Here is a 20918-nt window from a genome sequence, read left to right as displayed (position 1 = left end):
ACTAGACATGATTGTAAATGCTATTCAAAAAATTGGATTTTATAGCAATGATTTCTCCTTGTGTCTCAAAATATTCAATAAAACTACTAAGGAACTTAAAATATGAAAAAATTATCGTGTACAGAGAGAAATTATTTATTTGAGAATATAAGAAATCAGTATTATCTAGCTATAAGATTTAACTTTTTACCCGCAACCCAAACTTTTCTGAGATGACTGATAACTTTTGGAGATAAGTTAGCTGGCAGATCTACTAATGTATGATCTTTTTGAATAGAAATGTTACAAATATGCTTACTATCAATATTTCCCTCATTAGCTATTGCACCAACAATATTTCTAGGCTGAACATCATTATCGCGACCAACTTCAAGTTTATATGTCGTCAAATCAATATTTACAGCTCTACGAGGTTTTCTATCTGATCTTTCAAAACGGTTATTTCTATCACCGCGCTCACCTCTACGCTCAAATCTATCATTTCTACGACCATCTCTAGGATTATTTCTAGAATTCCTATCTCTTTGAGATCTGTCATCTCTAGCTTGAATTTCTCTTGGGAAAAACGACTTCTTACCTTGTGCTAATAAAGTAAGTACTGCTAGAAGTTCATCTGAATCTAACTCTAATTCATCGCGAATACCCGTGATAATTTCTTTGTATTTATCCAAAGACTTGTTCTTATCTAATGCTGAAGCGACTCTAGTTTTGAAGTGATCGATTCTACTTTGTGCTAAATCTTTGGCACTTGGCATAAATACTTCTTGCATCGGAGAGCCTGTAAATCTCTCTAAAGTACGCAAAAATCTCATTTCTTTTAGTGGAACTAGAGAGATAGATGTTCCTTCACGACCTGCTCTACCTGTACGACCAATTCTATGTACATATGTATCTGTATCATTTGGCATATCATAATTAATCACATGACTAATACGCTCAAGGTCTATACCTCTGGCAACTACATCAGTAGCCACTAATATATCAGATTTAGCACTTCTGAATTGATCAACTATATACTCACGCTGAGATTGTTGCATATCCCCATTAATAGCAGCCACTTTATAACCAAGAGCCTTTAGATTATCAGCTACTTCTATGGTACTTGTTTTAGTTTTAACAAATATAATAACTCCGTCAGTTTCTTCAACTTCAAGCAATCTATCTAAAGCATCTATCTTTCTAAAGCCTTTAATAACCATGAACTTCTGCGTCACAGTATTTGCTGTTTTTGTTTTTGCTTTTACTTGTATTTTACAAGGATTTCTTAGATATTCTTGGATAATATCCGCTATATCAGTAGGAATAGTCGCTGAGAAAAGTAATCTCTGACACTCATCTGATACATGACTTAGAACGTATCTAACATCATCAATAAAGCCCATTCTGAGCATTTCATCTGCTTCATCTAATACTAATGCTCTTAAGTTATCTAGTTGTAATGTACCTTTCTCAATATGATCCATTACTCGTCCTGTTGTACCTACTACAACTTTTACACCTTGCTTAAGAGCTCTTATTTGAGAGCCATATTCTTGACCACCGTATATACATGTAACATCTAGGTTTGATATATTTTTAGCAAAAGCCTCAAACTGTTCTGCTACTTGTATTGCTAGTTCTCTTGTTGGAGCAAGTACTAATACTTGAGGAGCTCTATCTCGAGATTCCATATCCATATTGTTTATTAAAGGTAATGCAAAAGCTGCTGTTTTACCTGTACCCGTCTGTGCTTGACCAAGCACATCTCTACCCGATAAGATATATGGAATAGCATACTGTTGAATAGGTGTTGGATTTTCGTATCCTAATTTTATAACAGTGTCTATAATATCTTGATTCAGCCCAAGCTGACTAAAATCTTTTTTAGTTTCAGAATTCATTTTTGTCCGTAAATTTTTATATGAGAAATTTATTTAATAATTTGAAAATTTTGAGAAATTTAAAATTATCCGCGAGATGTAACTTCTAATAAATGATAACCAAATTGAGTTTGAACAGGACCGTGAACTTTGTGAAGTTCATCGTTGAATACAACTTTATCGAACTCAGGAACCATTTGACCTTGAGAGAAAGTACCTAAATCACCACCTCTAGCTCCTGATGGACATAAAGAATGTTTTTTAGCTGCTTCTTCAAAAGTTATTTTACCTTCAGATATATCTTTTTTAATTTGTTGACACTCAGACTCTGATTGTACTAATAAATGTCTAGCTGAAGCTTTCATAATTATAGTTCCTTATTTTTTGATTTAACTATTAGTAATTACAAAGCTTAGGATACATTATTTGGTAGAAATATACAACTTTATTAAGAAGCAACTAATGACCTAAGTCACGAAGTTTTTTACCTGAAATAAGATTATTTTCAATTTTTTCCAAACTAGTGTCCTTAGTTTCCGGTACAAACATTTTTAAGAAAAATATAGCTGCTAAACAAAATGCTGCATAAACTAGGAATATGATAACATCACCAAATGCTACTTTTGTCATAATAACATTTGAATTTGCAATCACAAATCCTGCAAATGTCCAGTTAACAACTGTTGTAACTGTCATACCTATCTCTCTAGTTTTAATAGGGAAAATCTCAGAACAAAGGGTCCATGCAACCGGTCCCCATGAGCAAGCAAAACCAAAAATATATACCAAACAAGATATAAGCAATACATATTTGATAAAATCAGCTGGATCTTGAGTATGCTTAATGAAGTAAAAACATATAGCAGACACTATCAATGAAGACATCATCACAATAGCACCGACTGTTAACAACCTCTTTCTTCCCCATTTTTCGACCCATCTTATAGCTGGGAATGTAGATAAGAAGTTAACCAAATACACGGCAAGAGCTGCTACTAATACATTAAGTCCAACATCAGATAAAAAATGAGGTGCATAATAAATCATCATATTAATACCAACCAATTGTTGGAACATTTGAATAATTACACCAACGATCAATATTTTCCAGAAATATTTTTTAGTTAGACTCTCTACAACTGAACCATGATCTGTATTAAGAACTTTTTTGGTTTCAGCAATTTCTTTATCAATCTCATGAGCAGCCCTTAGTCTTGAAAGAACCTTATGAGCTTCACTGTCTCTACCTTTTGATAATAACCATCTTGGACTTTTAGGTAAGAAAAAACACCCAACAAACATCAAAAATGCGAAGAACGTAATAACACTAAACATCATAGTTAATGAAATTTCTTGATGCCCCAACCACATCACAATAATAATATTGGTCAGAGAAATCAAAAATATACCAAAAGTTATCATTAGCTGAAATAGTGTTGAAATTGCTCCTCTAATCTTAGTCGGTGCTGTTTCAGCAAGGTATAACGGAGTAGCAAATGATGCCAAACCAACTCCAAAACCGAGTAAAAATCTACATGAAGTTAATATATCAATAGGTGGCAAAAAAGATGAAATCAAAGCACCTACCAGGAAAGCAAATCCAGCAATCATTAATGTATTTTTTCTACCAAAGAATCTAGTAAAAAAGCCACTACAAATAGTACCTAAAATACCTCCTGTTGCTAATATAGCATTGAAGCTACCAGCAGCATTTGGGTCTAAACCATATAGCTTATTGAGAGTGTCACCAGCATTACCAATAAACCCCTGATCTAAACCAAATAGCAACCCGCCTAATGCTGCTATTGCCGCTATCAAATAAACTATTCTTCTATATTCTTGATGAGCATCCATACTTCAACCTCACTAGTTACTCAATAATTTACAAATTAACTACCAATCTTAGCTAGACGTTTGCCAGCTCTTAGATTATTTTCAATTTCCTCTAGAGATACATCTTTTGTCTCTGGTACAAAAAACTTCACAAATAAAACGCAAATTATACAAGATATAGCAAATCCAAAGAATGTACTATCTGGATGAAATGTCAGCCAAGTTAATGCAAAGTTACCAATAATAGCATTACAAATCCAGTTACTCATAGTTGAAACTGTAACACCGAAGTCTCTACCTTCGATAGGCTGAATCTCTGAACATAAAATCCAAATTACAGGCCCCATAGATATAGCAAAACCAAAAATGAACAATAAACAGAAAATTAGAGCCGTCCATTGTAGTGTCTGAGATAAAACCATTGGTTGGCCATATTCAAAGTGAGCTTTAAATATAAATCCTACTACAAGACATGATGTAATAAGTAAACTTAATCCAAAGTATAAAATAGGTTTACGTCCAAACTTATCAACATACTTAATAGCTAAGAACGTAGTCAACATATTCAGTAAACCAATTACTATTGTTGATGTTGAAGGATTAGTAAATCCTGCTAGTTTGAAAATATCTGTTGAATAATACATAAAAGCATTCATACCAGTAAACTGTTGAAATGCCTGTAAAGCAATACCTAGTAATACTACCTTTATAAAAAACTTTTTCTTAAGTAGTGAAAAGACACTAACTCCTGTATGAGTTGTTTGTCTAATTTCCTCATGCTCTTCTAGAGCTTCAGCTTCACTTGATCTTATCTTTTTAAGGACTAACGCAGCTTCTTGATTATTACCCTTTAACACTAGCCATCTTGGGCTTCTTGGTAACGTCAAACACCCAAAAAACATTATCACAGATGGAACTGCTAATACAGCTAACATTATTCTCCATGAACCAGTACTTTCTAATGCGGAATTTGTCAGGAAAACCAAAAATAAGCCAATAGTAATCATTAACTGATACAAAGCTATAAGCGCTCCCCTAAACTCTTTTGGAGCGATTTCAGATAAATATAATGGAGCTATAAATGAAGCTATACCTACTGCTATTCCTAAAACAAATCTTGATGAAATAAACACTTCATAATTTGGAGCTAAAATACCTACAATTGTAAATATAGAAAATATAGCAGCTGCAATTAATAAAACTTTTCTACGTCCATAGTGCTTTGATAAAAAGCCACTACATAACGCTCCACAAGCAGCACCCAGCAACAATACACTAGATACATGACCACTCTCAGCAACACTTAAGTCAAATGTCTGGGATATAAAATGTAATGAACCATTGACATAGCCAATATCCATACCAAAAAGTAAACCAGCAAGTGCTGCTATTATAGCCACACGAATGACTACAAAATTTATTTTTTTCTCACTCTGCATACAAACTTCCTACATTAATTTTTACTAAACACTCCAATTACTCATGATATACTATACTCAAAATACAAAACAACATTTTTTTAATTATAAATGAAGATTTCGACTACAGTCTCACAACTAAAATTCTCCCATCGTCGTAAAAACATTTTGACTAACGAATGGGTATTAGTATCTCCTCACAGATTAAATAGACCTTGGCAAGGTCAATCAGAAGAAACACAAAAAAACACCCTTCCTGAGTATGATGATAAATGTTATCTTTGTCCAACTAATACTCGAGCAAATGGAGAAGTAAATCCTGACTTCAAAGAAACTTTTGTATTTGAGAATGATTTCTCAGCACTTTCTAAGGAAAAGATAGACCCTAAACTTGAAATAAATGACGATTTATTTCAATTAAGTGGTGCTACAGGTATTGCTAAGGTTGTTTGTTTTTCTGCTAAACATAATCTGACAATGGCATCAATGCAAGAAGAAGATATAACTAAAGTTGTAGATTTATGGGCAGCCGAAGTTAGTGAACTCAGTAAAAAATATCAGTGGGTGCAAGTTTTTGAAAATAAAGGTTCAATTATGGGTTGCTCAAATCCTCATCCGCATGGACAAATTTGGGCTTGTGACTTCTTACCAACAGAGGCTCAAAAAGAGTATAAATCGCAACAACAATACTTTGAGAAAAACAAGTCTAATATGCTGTTAGACTATGCTAATAGAGAAATAAATGAAAAAGACCGAATTGTTTATCAAAATGATGACTGGTTAATCGTTGTACCATTTTGGGCAACATGGCCCTATGAAACATTATTGCTACCAAAATTCAAATGCGCTCATATTAATCATCTGAATAATTTGCAAAGAAGATCACTTGCCAATGCTCTTAAAACATTATTAGTAAAATACGATAAGCTATTTGATACTTCATTCCCATATTCAATGGGCTGGCACGGTTCAATAAATGCTACAGAATCTGATTACTGGCAACTTCATGCACATTTCTATCCGCCATTGTTGCGTTCAGCGACAGTTAAGAAATTTATGGTTGGTTTTGAAATGCTTGGAGAATCGCAAAGAGATATTACTCCAGAGCTAGCGGCACAAGTTTTAAGAGAGCTATAATTATGATGGACTGTATCAAAGATAATCTAATCAATCGTTTCGTTAAACTTTATGGTAGAACTCCCCAAGTTTTTTTCTCGCCTGGCAGAGTAAATTTAATTGGAGAACATACTGATTATAATAGTGGTTATGTAATGCCATTTGCAATCAACAAAGGCACTTTTATATCTATAGCAACAAGAAGTGATAATGTTGTAAATGTCTATAGTGAAAATCTTGATGACTCAACTTCTTTTAATATCAATGAAATAAACCAAGAAGTATCAAACACATGGCAAAACTATATAAAAGGCGTTATAAATATAATTAAATTAGATTTCCATAAAGATATCAGAGGTGCGGATATTTATATCTTTAGTGATTTACCTTTTGGAGCTGGTCTTTCATCATCTGCTTCTTTAAATACTGCATTAGCTTATGCTTATAATGAGATCTATAAACTAAACATCTCTAAACTTGAGCTTGCAGAAATTGCTCAAAAAGTCGAGCATGAATATATTGGTACAAAATGTGGAATTATGGATCAGATGGCTTGTTTATTTTCAGAGCAGAATGCTGCAACAATGATTGATTGTAATGATAATCATTGTAACAACATACCTTTTGAACTTGACAATCTATCGGTACTTATTTGTGATACAAATATCAAACATAATCTAGCAGACTCTGCCTATAACAAACGTCGTCAAGTTTGTGAAGATATAGCTAGATTTAATAATATAAAATCACTGCGTGAGCTAGATATACAAAAATTAGAGCATACTAAAGCTAATTTTAAGAACGAAGACTATAAACTGGCATTGCATGTCTACACAGAAAATCAAAGAGTAATAGATGCTACTAATGCAATGATAAGTAAAGATTGGAATGATTTAGGTAACCTAATGTACCAATCTCATAACTCTTTAAAAAATGATTATAAAGTTAGTTGTTATGAACTTGATTACTTAGTCGAGCTATCTCAAAGTTTTGCTGGAGTTTATGGAGCTAGAATGACGGGCGGCGGTTTTGGAGGCTCAACTATACACCTTCTGCCGACTAAACTTTTGAAGGATTATACTGACTACTTAGAAAAAAACTATTTTGAAAAATTTAATATAAAGCCTACTTTTTATATTTCAAAAGCTTGTCAAGGCACACATATAATATGTGGTAAAAATAACTGATATTCTATGAAGTTCTAGAATGACTATTCTTGGTAAATTATTAGAGTCAAAATTGACTACAATTTATTATAAGATTCAGATATTTTTTTATACTATCATAGCTTTGATCACATCACACTTTTCTTTTGCTTCAGAACCTCTCCATGATGAGGATATACTTGATAAAAAAAGCTATTACAACGTATATAACTTTGATGATATAAATAGTAAAGATTTCGAACCCGCACCATTTGTAGGAGTTAGTGGAGGATGGGGGCAAGCTACGGCTGGATCTCCCAGTGGTATAGTATTTACGACTGTTGGATATAGATTTACAAAATCCTTTGGTGCTGAATTTGGCTATGCTGCTGCCATATCTAAGCAGTATTCTACTACATTAGTCAATAATAACTATATGGGCATCTTAAAATACTATTATAAAATAAATAATTACTTAAATTTAAGTGCTGGTGTAGGAGCTGGCCTTAGTCATAATAATATACTCAATATAGACAATGCGAATAATGCTCCTGAATCATATCTTAATAGTGATAACTCTCAAACCGGATTTGTAATTTTCCCTATTAGCTTAGGAACACCTGTTAAATTTATCGACAACTTAAGTGTTGGTGTGAATTATATTTATGTCAGAAATTTTAACAATACATCTGTAAATATCGTTACAACAGGCTTAATATATTCATTTCTATAAACTTTAGTAGCTTATTAACCAATAGCTTTTATTTTTTAGCTAATATTTTCTCAATCGGCTGATAGTATTTTGAATCTTTAACAAGTATGTAACCAGTTTCACTATTAGAATCTGTAAGATAGGCATGTTCAAATATATTTGATTTTGTAAGTGGCTCATTTTTTGCATTAGCTATACCAAAATAGTAATTATAAATAACTCCTCTAGGATGTTCTTTTGATAATTCAACTTTAGTTTTGGAACCACCTTTATCTTTCAGCTCTTGAGAACTTAAAGAAGTTACGTGAATATAAAGCCCTTGTATATTATTACTATCTGTCAAATAACGTAAATAAGAATCAAGATTATAGCCAAACTCTATTGCTTTTGTCATACTCATAGGATTTTTAGGTTGGTTGTAAATATCTATAGCAATACTTTTAACTTTAAGTTGGCCTTTATATTTAGCAAACCATTCTTCTGCACTTAATAGCCAATTATTGTCTTGATTAAATATTTCATAAGTACGTTTATTTTTATAAGACAATCTTTCAAGATCACGATAGTTTTCTGATGAGTTATAGCTTATTTTCAAATGAAGACTTATAGTATCTAAGCTATAGTAATTTTTTATAAAGTTACTTTCTATATACTTTTTGATTTTCGGCATTAGTATATTCTCACCACAGTTATCACTATTCACGTTGTACTTCCCGTCTATGCTAGGCACAGTAGGGTTAGCATTCACAAGATTATTATCAAGTTGATTAGCCACAAATACAGTACATTCATTTACTTTTTTACTAGATAACCAGCCTGTATCAACATACTCTCCTAAAACTACAGATAATCCTCTATCATAAGTTCTCTCAACTTTATATTGTCTATTATATTTTTTTTCAGCATAGCTTTGGGCCATGTCTTTGATTTGACCACCTGTAGTAAGTGCAAAACTATAACAAAACTGTATAGGGATAAATAAAACTGAAACTGTTATTAATATCTTGTTTAATTTCATAGAAATTCAAGCCATTTAAAATAAAAAAATATTTACTTAATATTATAGCTAATTAATAATTTAAATGTTATCTGAAATAAATAGTATATGATGATTAATCAAGATTAGTCTAACTAGAATATATTTTTGACTTTTTCTAATAAGTTATTTTTTTCTTGTTCAGTATATGCTTTAGACTGAATATTACCCCAAACTGGAGCTGGCCATACAGGGTCATTTTCAAAACGTCCTACTACATGAATATGCATTTGCTTAACTACATTACCTATAGTAGCTACATTTAGTTTGTCTGTATTATATTCTTTAACTACAAAGCTAGATAGTTTATTAATAATCTTATTAATATTATACTGCTGTGAATCATCAAGTTGATACCACTCTGTTCTATCTGTAAACGGTACAACTATAAACCAAGGCACTATTGAATTATTCATTAGCAAAACTTTACAGTCTAAGTGTTCATAAATTTCAAATGTATCTGCCTCTAAACGAGAATCTAGTTTAAACATCAAACAGTTTCCTTACTTTTTCTAAATCTTGAAGCGTGTCAACACCAGCAGGAGTTGGTTTAGCTGATTGCTCAACAGCAATTTTATAACCATTATATAACACTCTTAGTTGCTCAAGAGCTTCATATTTTTCGATTGGTGATATTTCAAGTTCCGCATAATGCTTCAAAAAGCCAACTCTATAAGTGTATATACCAATATGTCTAAAAAACTCAGATATACTAACTTGATGATTCTCTGAAAAACCTCTTTCAAAAGGGATTGAGGCTCTACTGAAATATAAAGCATAATTATTTTTATCAAAAACAACTTTGACATTATTTGGATTATATATGTCTCCAGCTTCAGTAATTCCCTCACACAATGTCGAGACAACTGCTTGTGGCTTTTCGATTAATAATTGCGCTGCTTGCTCGATATTTTCAATTGGAATCAAAGGTTCATCACCCTGTACATTGACAACAATATCTTCATCAGCAAAACCTAGCTTAGTAACTGCCTCAGCTATCCTATCTGTACCAGATTCATGATCGTCTCTTGTTAAGATTACTTTTGCACCAAATTTTTCTGCAACTTCTTTTATTTCTTCTGAGTCTGTAGCTATGATTATGCTCTTAAATTTTGATTTAGCTACCTGTTCATATACTCTTTGAATCATTGGCTTACCAGCGATATCTGCAAGCATCTTGCCAGGTAGACGTGTTGACTTAAGTCTAGCAGGAATTACAACATGAATATTAGCCATATTTTTTTACCTCTTCTAGCGTTAGTTTTTTGGCTTCTTCAACTAACATTACTGGAATATTCTCACGAATTGGATAGGCTAATTTGTCAGCCTTACAAATTAAAAGCTGATTTTCTTTGTCATAATGCAAGCTTGAGTTACAAACTGGACAAACCAACACATTTAAAACCGAATGATCCACTATTTCACCTCTATTATAAATTCATATTTATCTGCTACTTGTTCTGCTTTGACAAGTATATAATCATTTACTTTACACCATGCTGGAATATCATGCATAGTCCCCGGATCTGTACAAACTACTTTTAGTTGTTCACCTGACTGCATGGCTTTCAAAGCATTTTGTGTTTTGATAACTGGCATTGGACAAAGAAGTCTTTCTAAGTTTAATTGTTGCATTATATATACCACTCTTTTTTAACCTCATCAGCAGGCATCGGCTTAACCACAACTTCCTTACTGGTACCGTCAAGATAGTTAAACACCATTGTTACGCTTTCAGCATTTTTACCCTGAGTAAATCTGCCTAAAATTTGTGCCGTAAAATCTTCATCAGCCTTATCAAAGTCGCCATCAATAAGAATTAAAGGACCCTGATGGGATGAGCAGTAAACATGTATAAATTGATTTTTATAGCCATTTAAATAATTATTCTCACCTTCTTCGCGACCGACTATAAGTTTATACTCAGGTTTATAACGAATATGCCTGCCTACTTTAAGAAGCATAATATCATCAAATTCATACTCTTTTGAGTTACGCGCCTGCCATAAATCAACTAGTTTATCAGAGTATTGTTTATCAGTGAGAAAACAACATCCTCCAGCAGGAGATGCATAATCTTCTATACCCCACTCACGCGCCATTCTCATTTGATCTTTTCTACCTCTACCAGTTATTCCCATTAGCTTAGATCTATCAACCCAACCTTCTCTTTCAGGTTTTGTTTCTGGCAAGTTTTTAGCACTTAGCGGCCTAAGTAATAAATCATCTACACCCGATTGTTTTTGAACAACTGGCATTGTACTTTTACGCTGTGACATTGGTCTTTGACCTATTACTTCACCTGTAATTATAAAATCGAAGCCATTTTCCTTTGCCCATTCTTTTGCTTTACGCACCATAAAAATCTTACAATCTAGACATGGATTCATATTCGCACCATAGCCATATTTAGGGTTTAGTAAGACATCTTTGTACTCTTCAATCACATCAATAATATGTAACTTAATCCCTAACTGCTCAGCAACCCATAGTGAATTGTTACGTTTTTGTTTTTCTTTATCTTGCTTACGAATTGCATGAGTATGTCCCTCAACACAAAAACCAGTAAAAAAATTTATACCTTCTACATGTATACCCTGCTCTAGCATCAGCTTTGTTGCAAGCATCGAATCAAGACCACCAGAGATTAGTGATACTGCTTTAACTTGTTTCTTTTCCATTATTATTTTTGTCTAATTAAATCAAATATTAAATATTTGTAATAATTTTAACATATCGATATTTTATAACTATAGTTTTGTGAGATTTGTATTTCTATTTAAGACTGTTTAGTTTTCTGACTATAAGACCGGGCCGCATAATACCCAATTATTGATCCTAGCATTGATCCAGCAATTAAATCACTAGCAAAGTGGAAGTATTGTAACAATTGTGTAACCACGACTAAAAATGCCAACAATGCCCAAAGCCATCTATATTTTGGAAATAAAATCCACATACTTACACTAAATGAAAATATAAATGTAGCATGACCAGATGGAAAAGAGTTGTTAATATTATCGAATGAAAACCAATTGAACCCATATAAATCATTTCTAATCAAAGAAGGATTATTCTTAAAAGTTTCCGTCCAATATCTACCAAAAATACCCTTTAAAATATCTTTGATAAATTGCCCAATTATAATTGCATTAGCTACTAGCAAGAATTTTGTATCAATATCTACTACTTTTTTGAGTATAAGCTTAATGAAATAGTATACATAAAATACAAATACCAAAACTTTTATAAATGAAATAATATCATCTGAGAAAAACTTCATAATCGTGTATTGTCGAGAATTATGCGCATATAGAAACCAAACAATTTGTCTATCGACAAAGTAGTAACAAAAGAGTATTGAAAATATTCCTAAAATAATTAGTAGCAAACCTTTTTTATTCATTTTCTTAATTTGATAGTTTTTAAAATGCGAGTATTCTACGCCATTATGTTGCTGATGTTTAGTATTTTTTAATGAAAACATTCCCAAATCTCTTGGGCTAGTTTTTTACTAATCCCTTTGACTTTTGCGATTTCATCAACAGATGCTCTAGACAGCTCTTGCCAGCCTCCAAAATACATTATCAAAGCTTTACGGCGCTTTGGTCCAACGCCTTCTATTTCTTCAATAATTGATGATTGTCTATTTGCACTTACTTTTTTACGCTGACCTTTAATCGCATGATCATGAGCAGAGTCCCTAACTTGTCGTAATAATAAAAATCCTGGATTGTGCTCATCTAATGTATATTCGGTATCATCAAAACCTTTGTAGATTTTTTCTTTACCACTTATACGCTCAACACCTTTACCTAAACTTACAAGTTGGACTTTATCTTGAATTCCAAACTCTCTAAAAACGGCTTCTGCTTGATGAATCTGCCCTTTACCACCATCTATTATCATAACATCAGGGAGGTTGTCAGCTTCTAACCCTGAACTAACTCGACGCGATACTGCCTGATGAATTGCTGCATAGTCATCACCAGCCTTGATATCTTTGATATTGTATCTGCGATGAGATTTACGATCTTCACCCTCATCTGTATATACTACACATGACGCTATAGTTGCCTCACCTTGGAAATGTGAAATATCAAAACACTCAATACGCTTAATATCTTTTTCTAACTCAAGAAATTCTTTGAGTGATTCTAAGCGTTTTTGATACTGAGATTTTGAACTTGTGTAGATGCTTAACTTTTGTCGCGCATTTACCTCAGCTAATTTCAACCACTTAAGATTGTCAGCAGCTGGTACAACTATCCAATTTATGGCTTGACCAATTTTTTGAGAGATACTATTCATAAGATCAGTAATATAAGCAAACTCAACTTTTGATATGATTATATTTTTAGGCCAAATATTACGAATTTCATCACCTAAATAAAAATGTGATAAGAATGCATGCATTATTGAAGTTTTATCCTGCCCTTTGGCATCGATACTCCAATGTCTATCTGCGACAACATCACCATTTTGAATTTGTAATAATGCTATGCTTGCATAGCTATCTTGCATATAGATACCAATTACATCAAATGTTTTATATTCTTGAATATCAACTATTTGCTGCTGCTGTAGTTTGCGTAATATCACTAACTGGTCGCGATATACTTGAGCCTTTTCATACTCCATATCTTCAGAAGCTTGATACATCTTTGCTGAGATTTCTTCTAAAACAGAGCTAAATTTACCTGCTAAGAATTTTTTTAAGATTATCAGTTGCTCATCATATTGCTCTTGAGAAACCAAGCCTACACATGGTGCTAGACAGCGTTTAATTTGATATTGCAAGCATGGTCTAACCCTAGACTTGTAATATGAATTTTCACATTGACGGATTGGAAAAATTTTTTGGATAATATTTAGAGTATTTTTAACTGATGATATCGATACATAAGGTCCAAAACACTGGCCCTTTTTATATGCTGATTTGCCACGATAAAAAGATATCCTAGGGAACTTATCACGAGAAATTACTAGATATGGATAACTTTTATCATCTTTAAATAAAATATTGTATTTAGGACGATGTCGCTTAATGAGATTATTTTCTAACAAATATGCTTCATAGTCACTAGGAGTAATAGTTATCTCAATTCGAGCTACTTGCTCTACCATCATCAGAGTTTTGCTATCTTTTGCACCCTTTAAAAAATAACTATTTACACGATTTTTGAGATTTTTTGCTTTACCGACATAGATTATCTCTCCGTGCTTATCAAGCATACGATAAACACCGGAGTGTGTAGTCAAGTTAGCCAAGAAACTTTTTAAATCAAAATCTTTAGAATTATTAGAAATCATTAAGATAAATAGGATAAAGTTTAACTTTTAAGGTATTTTATATGTCGAAACTAATAATTACTAGAAGTTATTTTTGTTTGGTTATGATCATGAAATATAGTGTTAACAAGATCTCTCGTTTCTTGTACATTATTTCCCGTTACTACTATTGAAGGTTTTAATTCTTTATATAGCTTCTGTAACTCTTTACCATCTTCTAACGGTTTGTCTCTTTTATATTGTTCTATCTCTGGCATTAATCTTTGCATAAAAATATCTGCCATTAGAGGGCCTTGAAGTATATACTCAGTATTAGCTGTTTTGATATCTTTTGTATCATTTTTGATAATGCCATCAACTACAGGATAATGAGTACAAAACTCACCGAAAACATCTATTTTAGTTCCTTTTGGAATTATTGCTTTTAACAAATCTAAATCTCTAGCAACTATTTTTTCTTTGACATCCTTAGGGGCACCATGTTCAACAAGATCAACCCAATTTGCGGGAGCTAACTGGTAAATAAAGATTGTTTTATCATCAAATTTAATCGTACTTACTCTAGTCAAAGATATTATTTTATTACTTGTTTTACCTTTATACCACCTATCTTGTGGTATCTCTTGTATACGGTTTGATTGTAATGTTCCACCATATAACTTAGCAATTGCTTTTGGATACGCTTGAGATTTAAGAGTAGCAGGAGTTGATATTATTGAAATATTAGCAACAGAGTTTTTTGCTAAAACAGGGTCAATAAGGCTCTTAACTCTCTTTGTAGAAGCTTGTATCACATAAGAAATATTATTGCTTTTAGATTTTCCGTACATAGAGTCTATGATTTCATTTGCTTGATTCTTTCTAGTTGATGCAGTATTACAAGCAACAAAAGTCATATCAGGTGACCCTTGCTCAAAAATATCACTTAGATTAAAGGCTGTATAGTATCCAATAGCTTCTGGCTTTTTTTCTCCATAGGGAGCATTTTTTGTATCTCCCAAATGTTTAATCTTAAAAGATACATCATAGTCTTTAACTACTTCTTTAGCTTTCTCTTCAATAGCTTTAGCAGTAAAAAAGCCACCGAATCCAGAATCAAAGGTCTGAATATAAAATTCTTTTTGTGTTGCTAGTAGCAATGATGGAAGCAACAATAATAAAAATAATAAATACTTTAATCTTTTAAAATTTAATAAAAACATAGTACAAATACTTTCCTAATTTATTTTTCAATAGAGTAAAAATACTATCAATTAAATATAAAAACCAAAAGCTTTTTATTTATGCTATTATCAAAAAATCATCTAATTTTATTAAACAATAAATTTATGAAAATGTTAAAATATCCTTAGTTTAATCTACTATTTATTAATAAATACAAACAATATAGGCTGGGGTATAAAGATATAGTGGCTAATTTTTAGAATGTGGAACAAAGCTAAACCTGCTCCAGAATATCAAATCGGTTGGAGTGATAAAGAACTTACAGCTCACTATTTACAGAAAATTCTAGATTGGGATTTTGATAAAATCATTCTCGCTCACGGAGATTTAATCACCCAAAATGCTAAACAAATAGCCACCCTTGCATGGCGTAAACCTCTCAACAAATTAAAAAAATGATAATAGATACAAATAAGAAATTAGAAGATGTTGTAAAAGCTCTCAAAAATGCAAAAGAAATAGCTGTTGATACAGAGTTTTACTGGATGCGTACATATTACCCAGAGCTTTGTCTTGTACAAATAGCTACTGAAAATGAAATCTTCTTGATAGACACACTAGAAGATCTTGATTTTAGTAAACTTAAAGATATTTTTGAGGATATAGGTATCCAAAAAATAATTCACTCAGCAACGAATGATATTCCAATTATAAAAAGATTTTTTAATTGTGAAGTAAATAATATTTTTGATACTCAGCTTGCAGCCTCATTTTTAGGTACTCAATCACAAATATCTCTTAAGGCTTTAATTAAAGACATATTAGATATTGAAATGGAGAAAGAATCACAGTTCTCAGATTGGCGTAAAAGACCACTTTCTCAAAAGCAGTTTGACTATGCCCTAAAAGATGTTGAGCATCTTATAGAGATCAAACATCATCTTGAGGAGAAACTTAATCAAACTGACTATAAACAGTACTTCTATGAAGAACTATTAGAGATACAAAAAACAGAATTTAACACTGTTGAGAACATCCATAATAAAATTGGTAATATCCAAAAATTTAATGAAAAAACACAAAAAAACGCCATATTGGTAGCTCAATGGCGTGAATCTATCGCTCAACAAAAAAATATTCCTGTTAGATTTATTTTTGATAATAAAATTCTCTATGCAATAGCTCATAAAAATCCTAAGTCTTTAAACTCATTTGATACTGAAGAACTAAAAAAACTTAAGCCTTGGATCAAAAAAAGCATAATAACAGTTATTAACTCTAAACAAAATCTAGAGCATATAAACTTAGAACAAAAATCTGGAGCTAAAATATCCACCGAGATAAATGACAAAATAACTAATTTTTTTGATCTTGAAACAAAGACCTTCAAATTCGATGCTTCATTAATAGCATCAAGAAAAGATATTCGCTCAGTAGCATACAATCTTAGTATCGATCCTAATTACTCGAATAATAAGCTATTAGTTGGTTGGAGATATGAAATAGTTGGTAAAAATTTAAAAGAGTATATACTTGATATCATAAAATAATATATGACATTTTCTTCTATCTACTTATGAAAAATATAACTCGAGATTCTAAATTATTCCCTATAGTATTGGCATTGTTTGCTGCCCTTCCGCCACTAGCTGTCAACACTTACGCTCCTGCTATTCCACTGATAGCTAATGACTTTGGTGTTAGTAATAGTACTGTTCTTACAACATTTGCAACATATTTTATTGGCTTTTCATTTGGTATGCTTTTTTGGGGAGCTATCTCTGATAAATATGGACGCAAAAAAGTTATTATCATAGGTAGCGTAATCTATATCATAAGTACTGTCCTATGTTCGTATAGTTATAACTTTAAAATGCTTGAAATAATGCGTTTAATACAAGGGTTATCCGACTCAGTAGGTGCTGTAATAGCCTTCTCAATAGCTCGTGACTGTTACAAAGGTGCTAAACTTACAAACCTCGTAGCATCAATAATAATAATATTGCTAATAGCTCCAATAGTAGCTCCAATAATTGGTACTATTCTTACAAATTTAACTCATACTTGGCAAAGTACATTTCACTTTTTAACTATATATGGTGTAGTTATGCTTCTATGTGCTTTTCTAATTGAAGAAACTCTAGAGCATAAAGATAGAAAGTCTAGTATTCTAAAATTAATACCAAGCTACTTTCAACATTTAACTAATCCACGCTTTATGCTTGCTACAGTAGCAAGTGGTACTATTTTTGCAGCTCTTTTTATCTATATTTCATCATCAGCTTTAATTTACCTAGATAGCTATACAACAGGATCTTTATGGTACTGTATATATTATGGTTTATGCTGTGTTGCTGCTATATTTGCAAATTATTTGATAAAAAGACACTCAAGCAAAGTTCAACAACTTAAATTTTTATACTATAGTGTCGCACTTATAACTATTAGCTGTATTATTTCAATTACCTTTAATAGCCTAAATCTTGATAATGCCTTTTTTTATACATTAATAATGTTTGTTTTATGTGGAAATGTAGCCTTTAGCTCAACTCTTATTTATTCATTTGCAATTGATCAAATTGACCATAGTTTTGGCACAGCTAACTCGATTGTTAACTTTATCAAAAATATGATTGCTGCAAGCGGAAGTTATTTTATAAGTTTCTATCATGGTAGAGATTTAGTGATAGCATCTCCAATTTTTCAATTTATCTTTGCATTAGCAACAGTTATGCTACTTTTTGGAATTTATAAACTAAATAAAAAAGCTAATAGAAGCTAAACCTCTAAAGAATGAGCCTTTTCTAACAGATATTCTTTCTTAACTACTTGTAGGGCTTTCTCATTGGTCGACTCAAGTACTACTTCTGGAGCTACTCCATTTTGATATGCTTCTAGCCATCTCAATGCACACAAGCACCATTTATCTCCTGCTTTAAGCCCAGGAAAATCAAACAAAAGATTAGGCGTAGACAAATCATTACCTCTTGATGCTGTATACTCCAAAAATTCTTCTGTCATAATAGCACAAACAACGTGTAAGCCATGATCATGATTATCAGTGCGACAAAAGCCATCTCTATAAAACCCAGTCTTAGGCTCTAAACAACATGGCTTCAATATACCACCTAAAACATTTTTTTGTTCTGACATATTTTTTAAAAAAAGATTGTTTTATTAAACATAATAAAACAGAAAAGTGATGAAATAAATATATTAAAGATTAAAGTTTTGAAATATCAGCTACACCAATAAACATCTTATGAATAGTTGCAAGTAATGCAATTCGATTATCTCTGACACTGGCATCATCATCCATAACCATTACATTTTCAAAGAACTCACTAATGACTTTATCAAGACAAGTTAGAAGCTCTAAAGCATAGCCATAGTCTCTATTGTCTAAATACTTATCAAGATCAGCACTTATTTCTTCGATACTATAAGCAAGTGCTAGCTCATACTCATTACCTGCCGATTTAGCTAACTCAATATTATAAAAGTCCTTATTCCCATCGGAAGCGTTCTTACTAAGAATATTAGCAACACGCTTATTTGATGCTATAAGGCTCTGCGCTTTATCTGTAGATACGAAACTAGTTACAGCCATTATTCTAGCTGCAAAATCCTTGATTGAATCATATTTAGTATTAATCACTGACTCAAAGATATTTACAGCGACACCTTCATCTTTATATAGATTTTTTAGTCTATCTAGACAGAATGATATAACTTCTGCTTTTATATCAGATCTAAACTCTAAGTTATTAACTTCTTTATAGCTATCTAATGCAATTTCGATAATCTTTTCTAAAGCTATATCAATATTTGTATCTCTTAGAATACGTAGAATACCAATTGCAGATCTTCTTAGAGCAAATGGATCTTTGTTTCCTGTTGGTTTTTGACCAATTCCAAATATCCCAACTAGAGTATCTAACTTTTCCGCCAATGCAACACAAGCTGCGACATCAGTTTTTGGTAATTCTGCACCAGAGTATTTTGGCCAATACTGTTGTTCTATAGCATCAGCGACAATACCTGCTTCACCATGCGCTTTTGCATAATACTTACCTATGATACCTTGTAGATCAGTAAACTCAAATACCATATCAGATATCAAATCAGCCTTAGCTAATAAACCAGCTCTGTAAGCTTGTTGGCTATCTACATTATTCAAATCTGCTAATTTCTGTGCTGTATTAGCAATCCTTTGAGCTTTTTGATACATATTTCCAAGTTTATTTTGGAATGTAACATTTTCTAATCTAGGTAATAACTGTTCTAAAGATTTCTTCAGATCTGTATCATAGAAAAATGCCGCATCAGCTAATCTTGCGTTCATAACTTTTTGATTACCAGATGTTACAAGCTCAGGCTTCTTACTCTCAATATTTGAGATTGTAATAAAGTTTGCAACAATATTATTATCGCAATCTAATAATGCAAAACACTTTTGATGCTCCTCCATTGAGGATATCAACGCCTCTTGCGGTACTCTCAAGAAATCTTTATTAAAACTACATAGCATAGCATTCGGATACTCTACAATAGCACAAACCTCTTCAACAAGATCATCATCCAAAACTACTTTATAGTTATTTTCTTTAGCTATCTTTTTAGCCTGTTCAATTAGCATCTGCTTGCGTTGCTCCCAATCGACAAGAACTTTAGCTTCAGCTAATACCCCCTCATATTCAGAAATCTCACTGATAGATATTGCATCAGGATGATGAAACCTATGCCCATAAGTAACATTAGAAGCCTTATGTCCTAGAATCTCAATATCAACAGCTTCTCTACCGTATAATGCCAAGACCCAATGCACAGGTCTCACAAATTCAACTACCGAATCACCCCAACGCATCATTTTTGGAATTGGTAGCTGTTTAAGCGCTTTTGCAATGATTTCTTGCAATAAGGAAATAGTTGGCTGACCAGACTGTGTAGTTTTATAATAAAGTTTGTCACCCTTTGGTGTTTCGATTCTATCTAACTGATCAAGCTCTACACCACAAGAATTTGCAAATCCCAAAGCTACTTTTGTTGGTTCACCATCTTTATACGCAATATTTACTAAAGGTCCTTGTTTTTCAATAACTATATCATCTTGAAACTCTGCTAAATTTTTAATTACAAAAGATAACCTTCTTGGTGACGCAAACCACTTAGTTTTACCAAAACTAACTTTTGCCTCTTGTAATTGGTTACTTACACTGTTTAACAGTGACTGTGCTAAATTTCGCAATGCTTTTGGAGGTAATTCTTCTGTACCTAATTCAAATAAAAAATCTTTTGTAATTTTGCTCATTTACAAACCCTATAGATAAATGTTTACTTTAT

The 20918-nt window shown here is 32.2% G+C and carries 21 protein-coding genes; 6 read left to right on the top strand and 15 right to left on the bottom strand.

The genetic code is table 11. From position 1 onward, the window contains the following. Positions 1 to 161: 161 nt before the first annotated feature. From F3D57_RS07895 to F3D57_RS07880, 4 genes are all read right to left on the bottom strand, one after another. On the bottom strand, positions 162 to 1880 hold the full coding sequence (locus F3D57_RS07895) for a DEAD/DEAH box helicase (RefSeq protein ID WP_150465840.1): 1719 nt from the start codon (positions 1878 to 1880) through the stop codon (positions 162 to 164). A gap of 65 nt (positions 1881 to 1945) precedes the next feature. Further along, the gene (locus tag F3D57_RS07890) at positions 1946 to 2224 is read right to left on the bottom strand and encodes a peptidylprolyl isomerase (protein ID WP_013923244.1); all 279 of its coding nucleotides are present in this window, start codon (positions 2222 to 2224) and stop codon (positions 1946 to 1948) included. Positions 2225 to 2318: 94 nt separating this feature from the next. Further along, the gene (locus tag F3D57_RS07885) at positions 2319 to 3713 is read right to left on the bottom strand and encodes a sugar porter family MFS transporter (RefSeq protein ID WP_150465839.1); all 1395 of its coding nucleotides are present in this window, start codon (positions 3711 to 3713) and stop codon (positions 2319 to 2321) included. Positions 3714 to 3748: 35 nt separating this feature from the next. Continuing rightward, positions 3749 to 5131: a sugar porter family MFS transporter gene (locus F3D57_RS07880; RefSeq protein WP_150465838.1), complete on the bottom strand. Its 1383-nt coding sequence runs from the start codon at positions 5129 to 5131 to the stop codon at positions 3749 to 3751. Between the two features lie 90 nt (positions 5132 to 5221). Between F3D57_RS07880 and F3D57_RS07875 the strand changes: the two genes are divergently transcribed. Genes F3D57_RS07875 through F3D57_RS07865 form a run of 3 tightly spaced genes read left to right on the top strand, consistent with a single transcriptional unit; the run spans position 5222 to position 8104 of the window. After that, the gene (locus F3D57_RS07875; RefSeq protein ID WP_146421278.1) at positions 5222 to 6247 is read left to right on the top strand and encodes a UDP-glucose--hexose-1-phosphate uridylyltransferase; all 1026 of its coding nucleotides are present in this window, start codon (positions 5222 to 5224) and stop codon (positions 6245 to 6247) included. A 2-nt stretch (positions 6248 to 6249) separates the two neighbouring features. After that, a complete protein-coding gene (galK, locus tag F3D57_RS07870; protein WP_150465837.1) occupies positions 6250 to 7413 on the top strand; it encodes a galactokinase in 1164 nt (387 codons plus the stop codon). A gap of 19 nt (positions 7414 to 7432) precedes the next feature. Continuing rightward, positions 7433 to 8104, top strand: a complete 672-nt coding sequence (locus F3D57_RS07865; RefSeq protein WP_150465836.1) for an outer membrane beta-barrel protein — start codon at positions 7433 to 7435, stop codon at positions 8102 to 8104. A 28-nt stretch (positions 8105 to 8132) separates the two neighbouring features. Here the strand turns inward: F3D57_RS07865 and F3D57_RS07860 are convergent, their stop codons facing one another. The 9 genes from F3D57_RS07860 to F3D57_RS07820 all read right to left on the bottom strand — a co-directional run bounded on the left by F3D57_RS07860 (position 8133) and on the right by F3D57_RS07820 (position 15613). Continuing rightward, on the bottom strand, positions 8133 to 9101 hold the full coding sequence (locus F3D57_RS07860; RefSeq protein ID WP_150465835.1) for a hypothetical protein: 969 nt from the start codon (positions 9099 to 9101) through the stop codon (positions 8133 to 8135). A 113-nt stretch (positions 9102 to 9214) separates the two neighbouring features. Beyond that, the gene (locus F3D57_RS07855; RefSeq protein WP_013923251.1) at positions 9215 to 9610 is read right to left on the bottom strand and encodes an HIT domain-containing protein; all 396 of its coding nucleotides are present in this window, start codon (positions 9608 to 9610) and stop codon (positions 9215 to 9217) included. Further along, a complete protein-coding gene (gene kdsB / locus F3D57_RS07850; protein ID WP_150465834.1) occupies positions 9603 to 10355 on the bottom strand; it encodes a 3-deoxy-manno-octulosonate cytidylyltransferase in 753 nt (250 codons plus the stop codon). Before kdsB ends, F3D57_RS07855 begins: the two co-directional genes overlap by 8 nt. Next, a complete protein-coding gene (locus tag F3D57_RS07845; protein ID WP_013923253.1) occupies positions 10348 to 10536 on the bottom strand; it encodes a Trm112 family protein in 189 nt (62 codons plus the stop codon). Before F3D57_RS07845 ends, kdsB begins: the two co-directional genes overlap by 8 nt. Then, a complete protein-coding gene (locus F3D57_RS07840; RefSeq protein WP_042518577.1) occupies positions 10536 to 10754 on the bottom strand; it encodes a sulfurtransferase TusA family protein in 219 nt (72 codons plus the stop codon). Before F3D57_RS07840 ends, F3D57_RS07845 begins: the two co-directional genes overlap by 1 nt. Next, positions 10754 to 11800: a tRNA (5-methylaminomethyl-2-thiouridylate)-methyltransferase gene (locus tag F3D57_RS07835; protein WP_150465833.1), complete on the bottom strand. Its 1047-nt coding sequence runs from the start codon at positions 11798 to 11800 to the stop codon at positions 10754 to 10756. The genes F3D57_RS07840 and F3D57_RS07835 overlap by 1 nt, the downstream gene beginning before the upstream one ends. A 98-nt stretch (positions 11801 to 11898) precedes the next feature. Continuing rightward, positions 11899 to 12525 (bottom strand): phosphatase PAP2 family protein, encoded by a 627-nt coding sequence (locus F3D57_RS07830; RefSeq protein WP_150465842.1) that lies wholly within the window; start codon positions 12523 to 12525, stop codon positions 11899 to 11901. Between the two features lie 68 nt (positions 12526 to 12593). Then, positions 12594 to 14432 carry an excinuclease ABC subunit UvrC gene (uvrC, locus tag F3D57_RS07825; protein WP_150465832.1) on the bottom strand — a complete coding sequence of 613 codons (1839 nt, stop codon included), beginning with the start codon at positions 14430 to 14432 and terminating at the stop codon, positions 12594 to 12596. 50 nt (positions 14433 to 14482) lie between these two features. Continuing rightward, the gene (locus F3D57_RS07820) at positions 14483 to 15613 is read right to left on the bottom strand and encodes a hypothetical protein (protein ID WP_150465831.1); all 1131 of its coding nucleotides are present in this window, start codon (positions 15611 to 15613) and stop codon (positions 14483 to 14485) included. 223 nt (positions 15614 to 15836) lie between these two features. On the opposite strand from F3D57_RS07820, the gene F3D57_RS07815 reads away from it, so the two are divergent. The 3 genes from F3D57_RS07815 to F3D57_RS07805 are packed head-to-tail and all read left to right on the top strand — an operon-like array spanning position 15837 to position 18357. Then, on the top strand, positions 15837 to 16034 hold the full coding sequence (locus F3D57_RS07815; RefSeq protein ID WP_150465830.1) for a hypothetical protein: 198 nt from the start codon (positions 15837 to 15839) through the stop codon (positions 16032 to 16034). Beyond that, positions 16031 to 17125, top strand: coding sequence for a ribonuclease D (locus F3D57_RS07810; RefSeq protein WP_150465829.1), 1095 nt, complete (start codon positions 16031 to 16033; stop codon positions 17123 to 17125). The genes F3D57_RS07815 and F3D57_RS07810 overlap by 4 nt, the downstream gene beginning before the upstream one ends. Before the next feature lie 26 nt (positions 17126 to 17151). After that, on the top strand, positions 17152 to 18357 hold the full coding sequence (locus F3D57_RS07805; RefSeq protein ID WP_150465828.1) for a multidrug effflux MFS transporter: 1206 nt from the start codon (positions 17152 to 17154) through the stop codon (positions 18355 to 18357). Here the strand turns inward: F3D57_RS07805 and F3D57_RS07800 are convergent. Continuing rightward, entirely contained in the window at positions 18354 to 18728 is a 375-nt protein-coding gene (locus F3D57_RS07800; protein ID WP_150465827.1) for a DUF2237 family protein, read from the bottom strand. The two genes, F3D57_RS07805 and F3D57_RS07800, sit on opposite strands and share 4 nt — an antisense overlap. A gap of 70 nt (positions 18729 to 18798) precedes the next feature. Beyond that, the gene (gene glyS / locus F3D57_RS07795) at positions 18799 to 20886 is read right to left on the bottom strand and encodes a glycine--tRNA ligase subunit beta (RefSeq protein WP_150465826.1); all 2088 of its coding nucleotides are present in this window, start codon (positions 20884 to 20886) and stop codon (positions 18799 to 18801) included. Positions 20887 to 20918: the final 32 nt, after the last annotated feature.

The sequence above is a fragment of the Francisella sp. SYW-2 genome (assembly GCF_008711475.1).
Taxonomy (GTDB): domain Bacteria; phylum Pseudomonadota; class Gammaproteobacteria; order Francisellales; family Francisellaceae; genus Francisella; species Francisella salimarina.
Note: the sequence above shows the minus strand (reverse complement) of the source record. Positions and strands in the feature narration are given on the sequence as shown.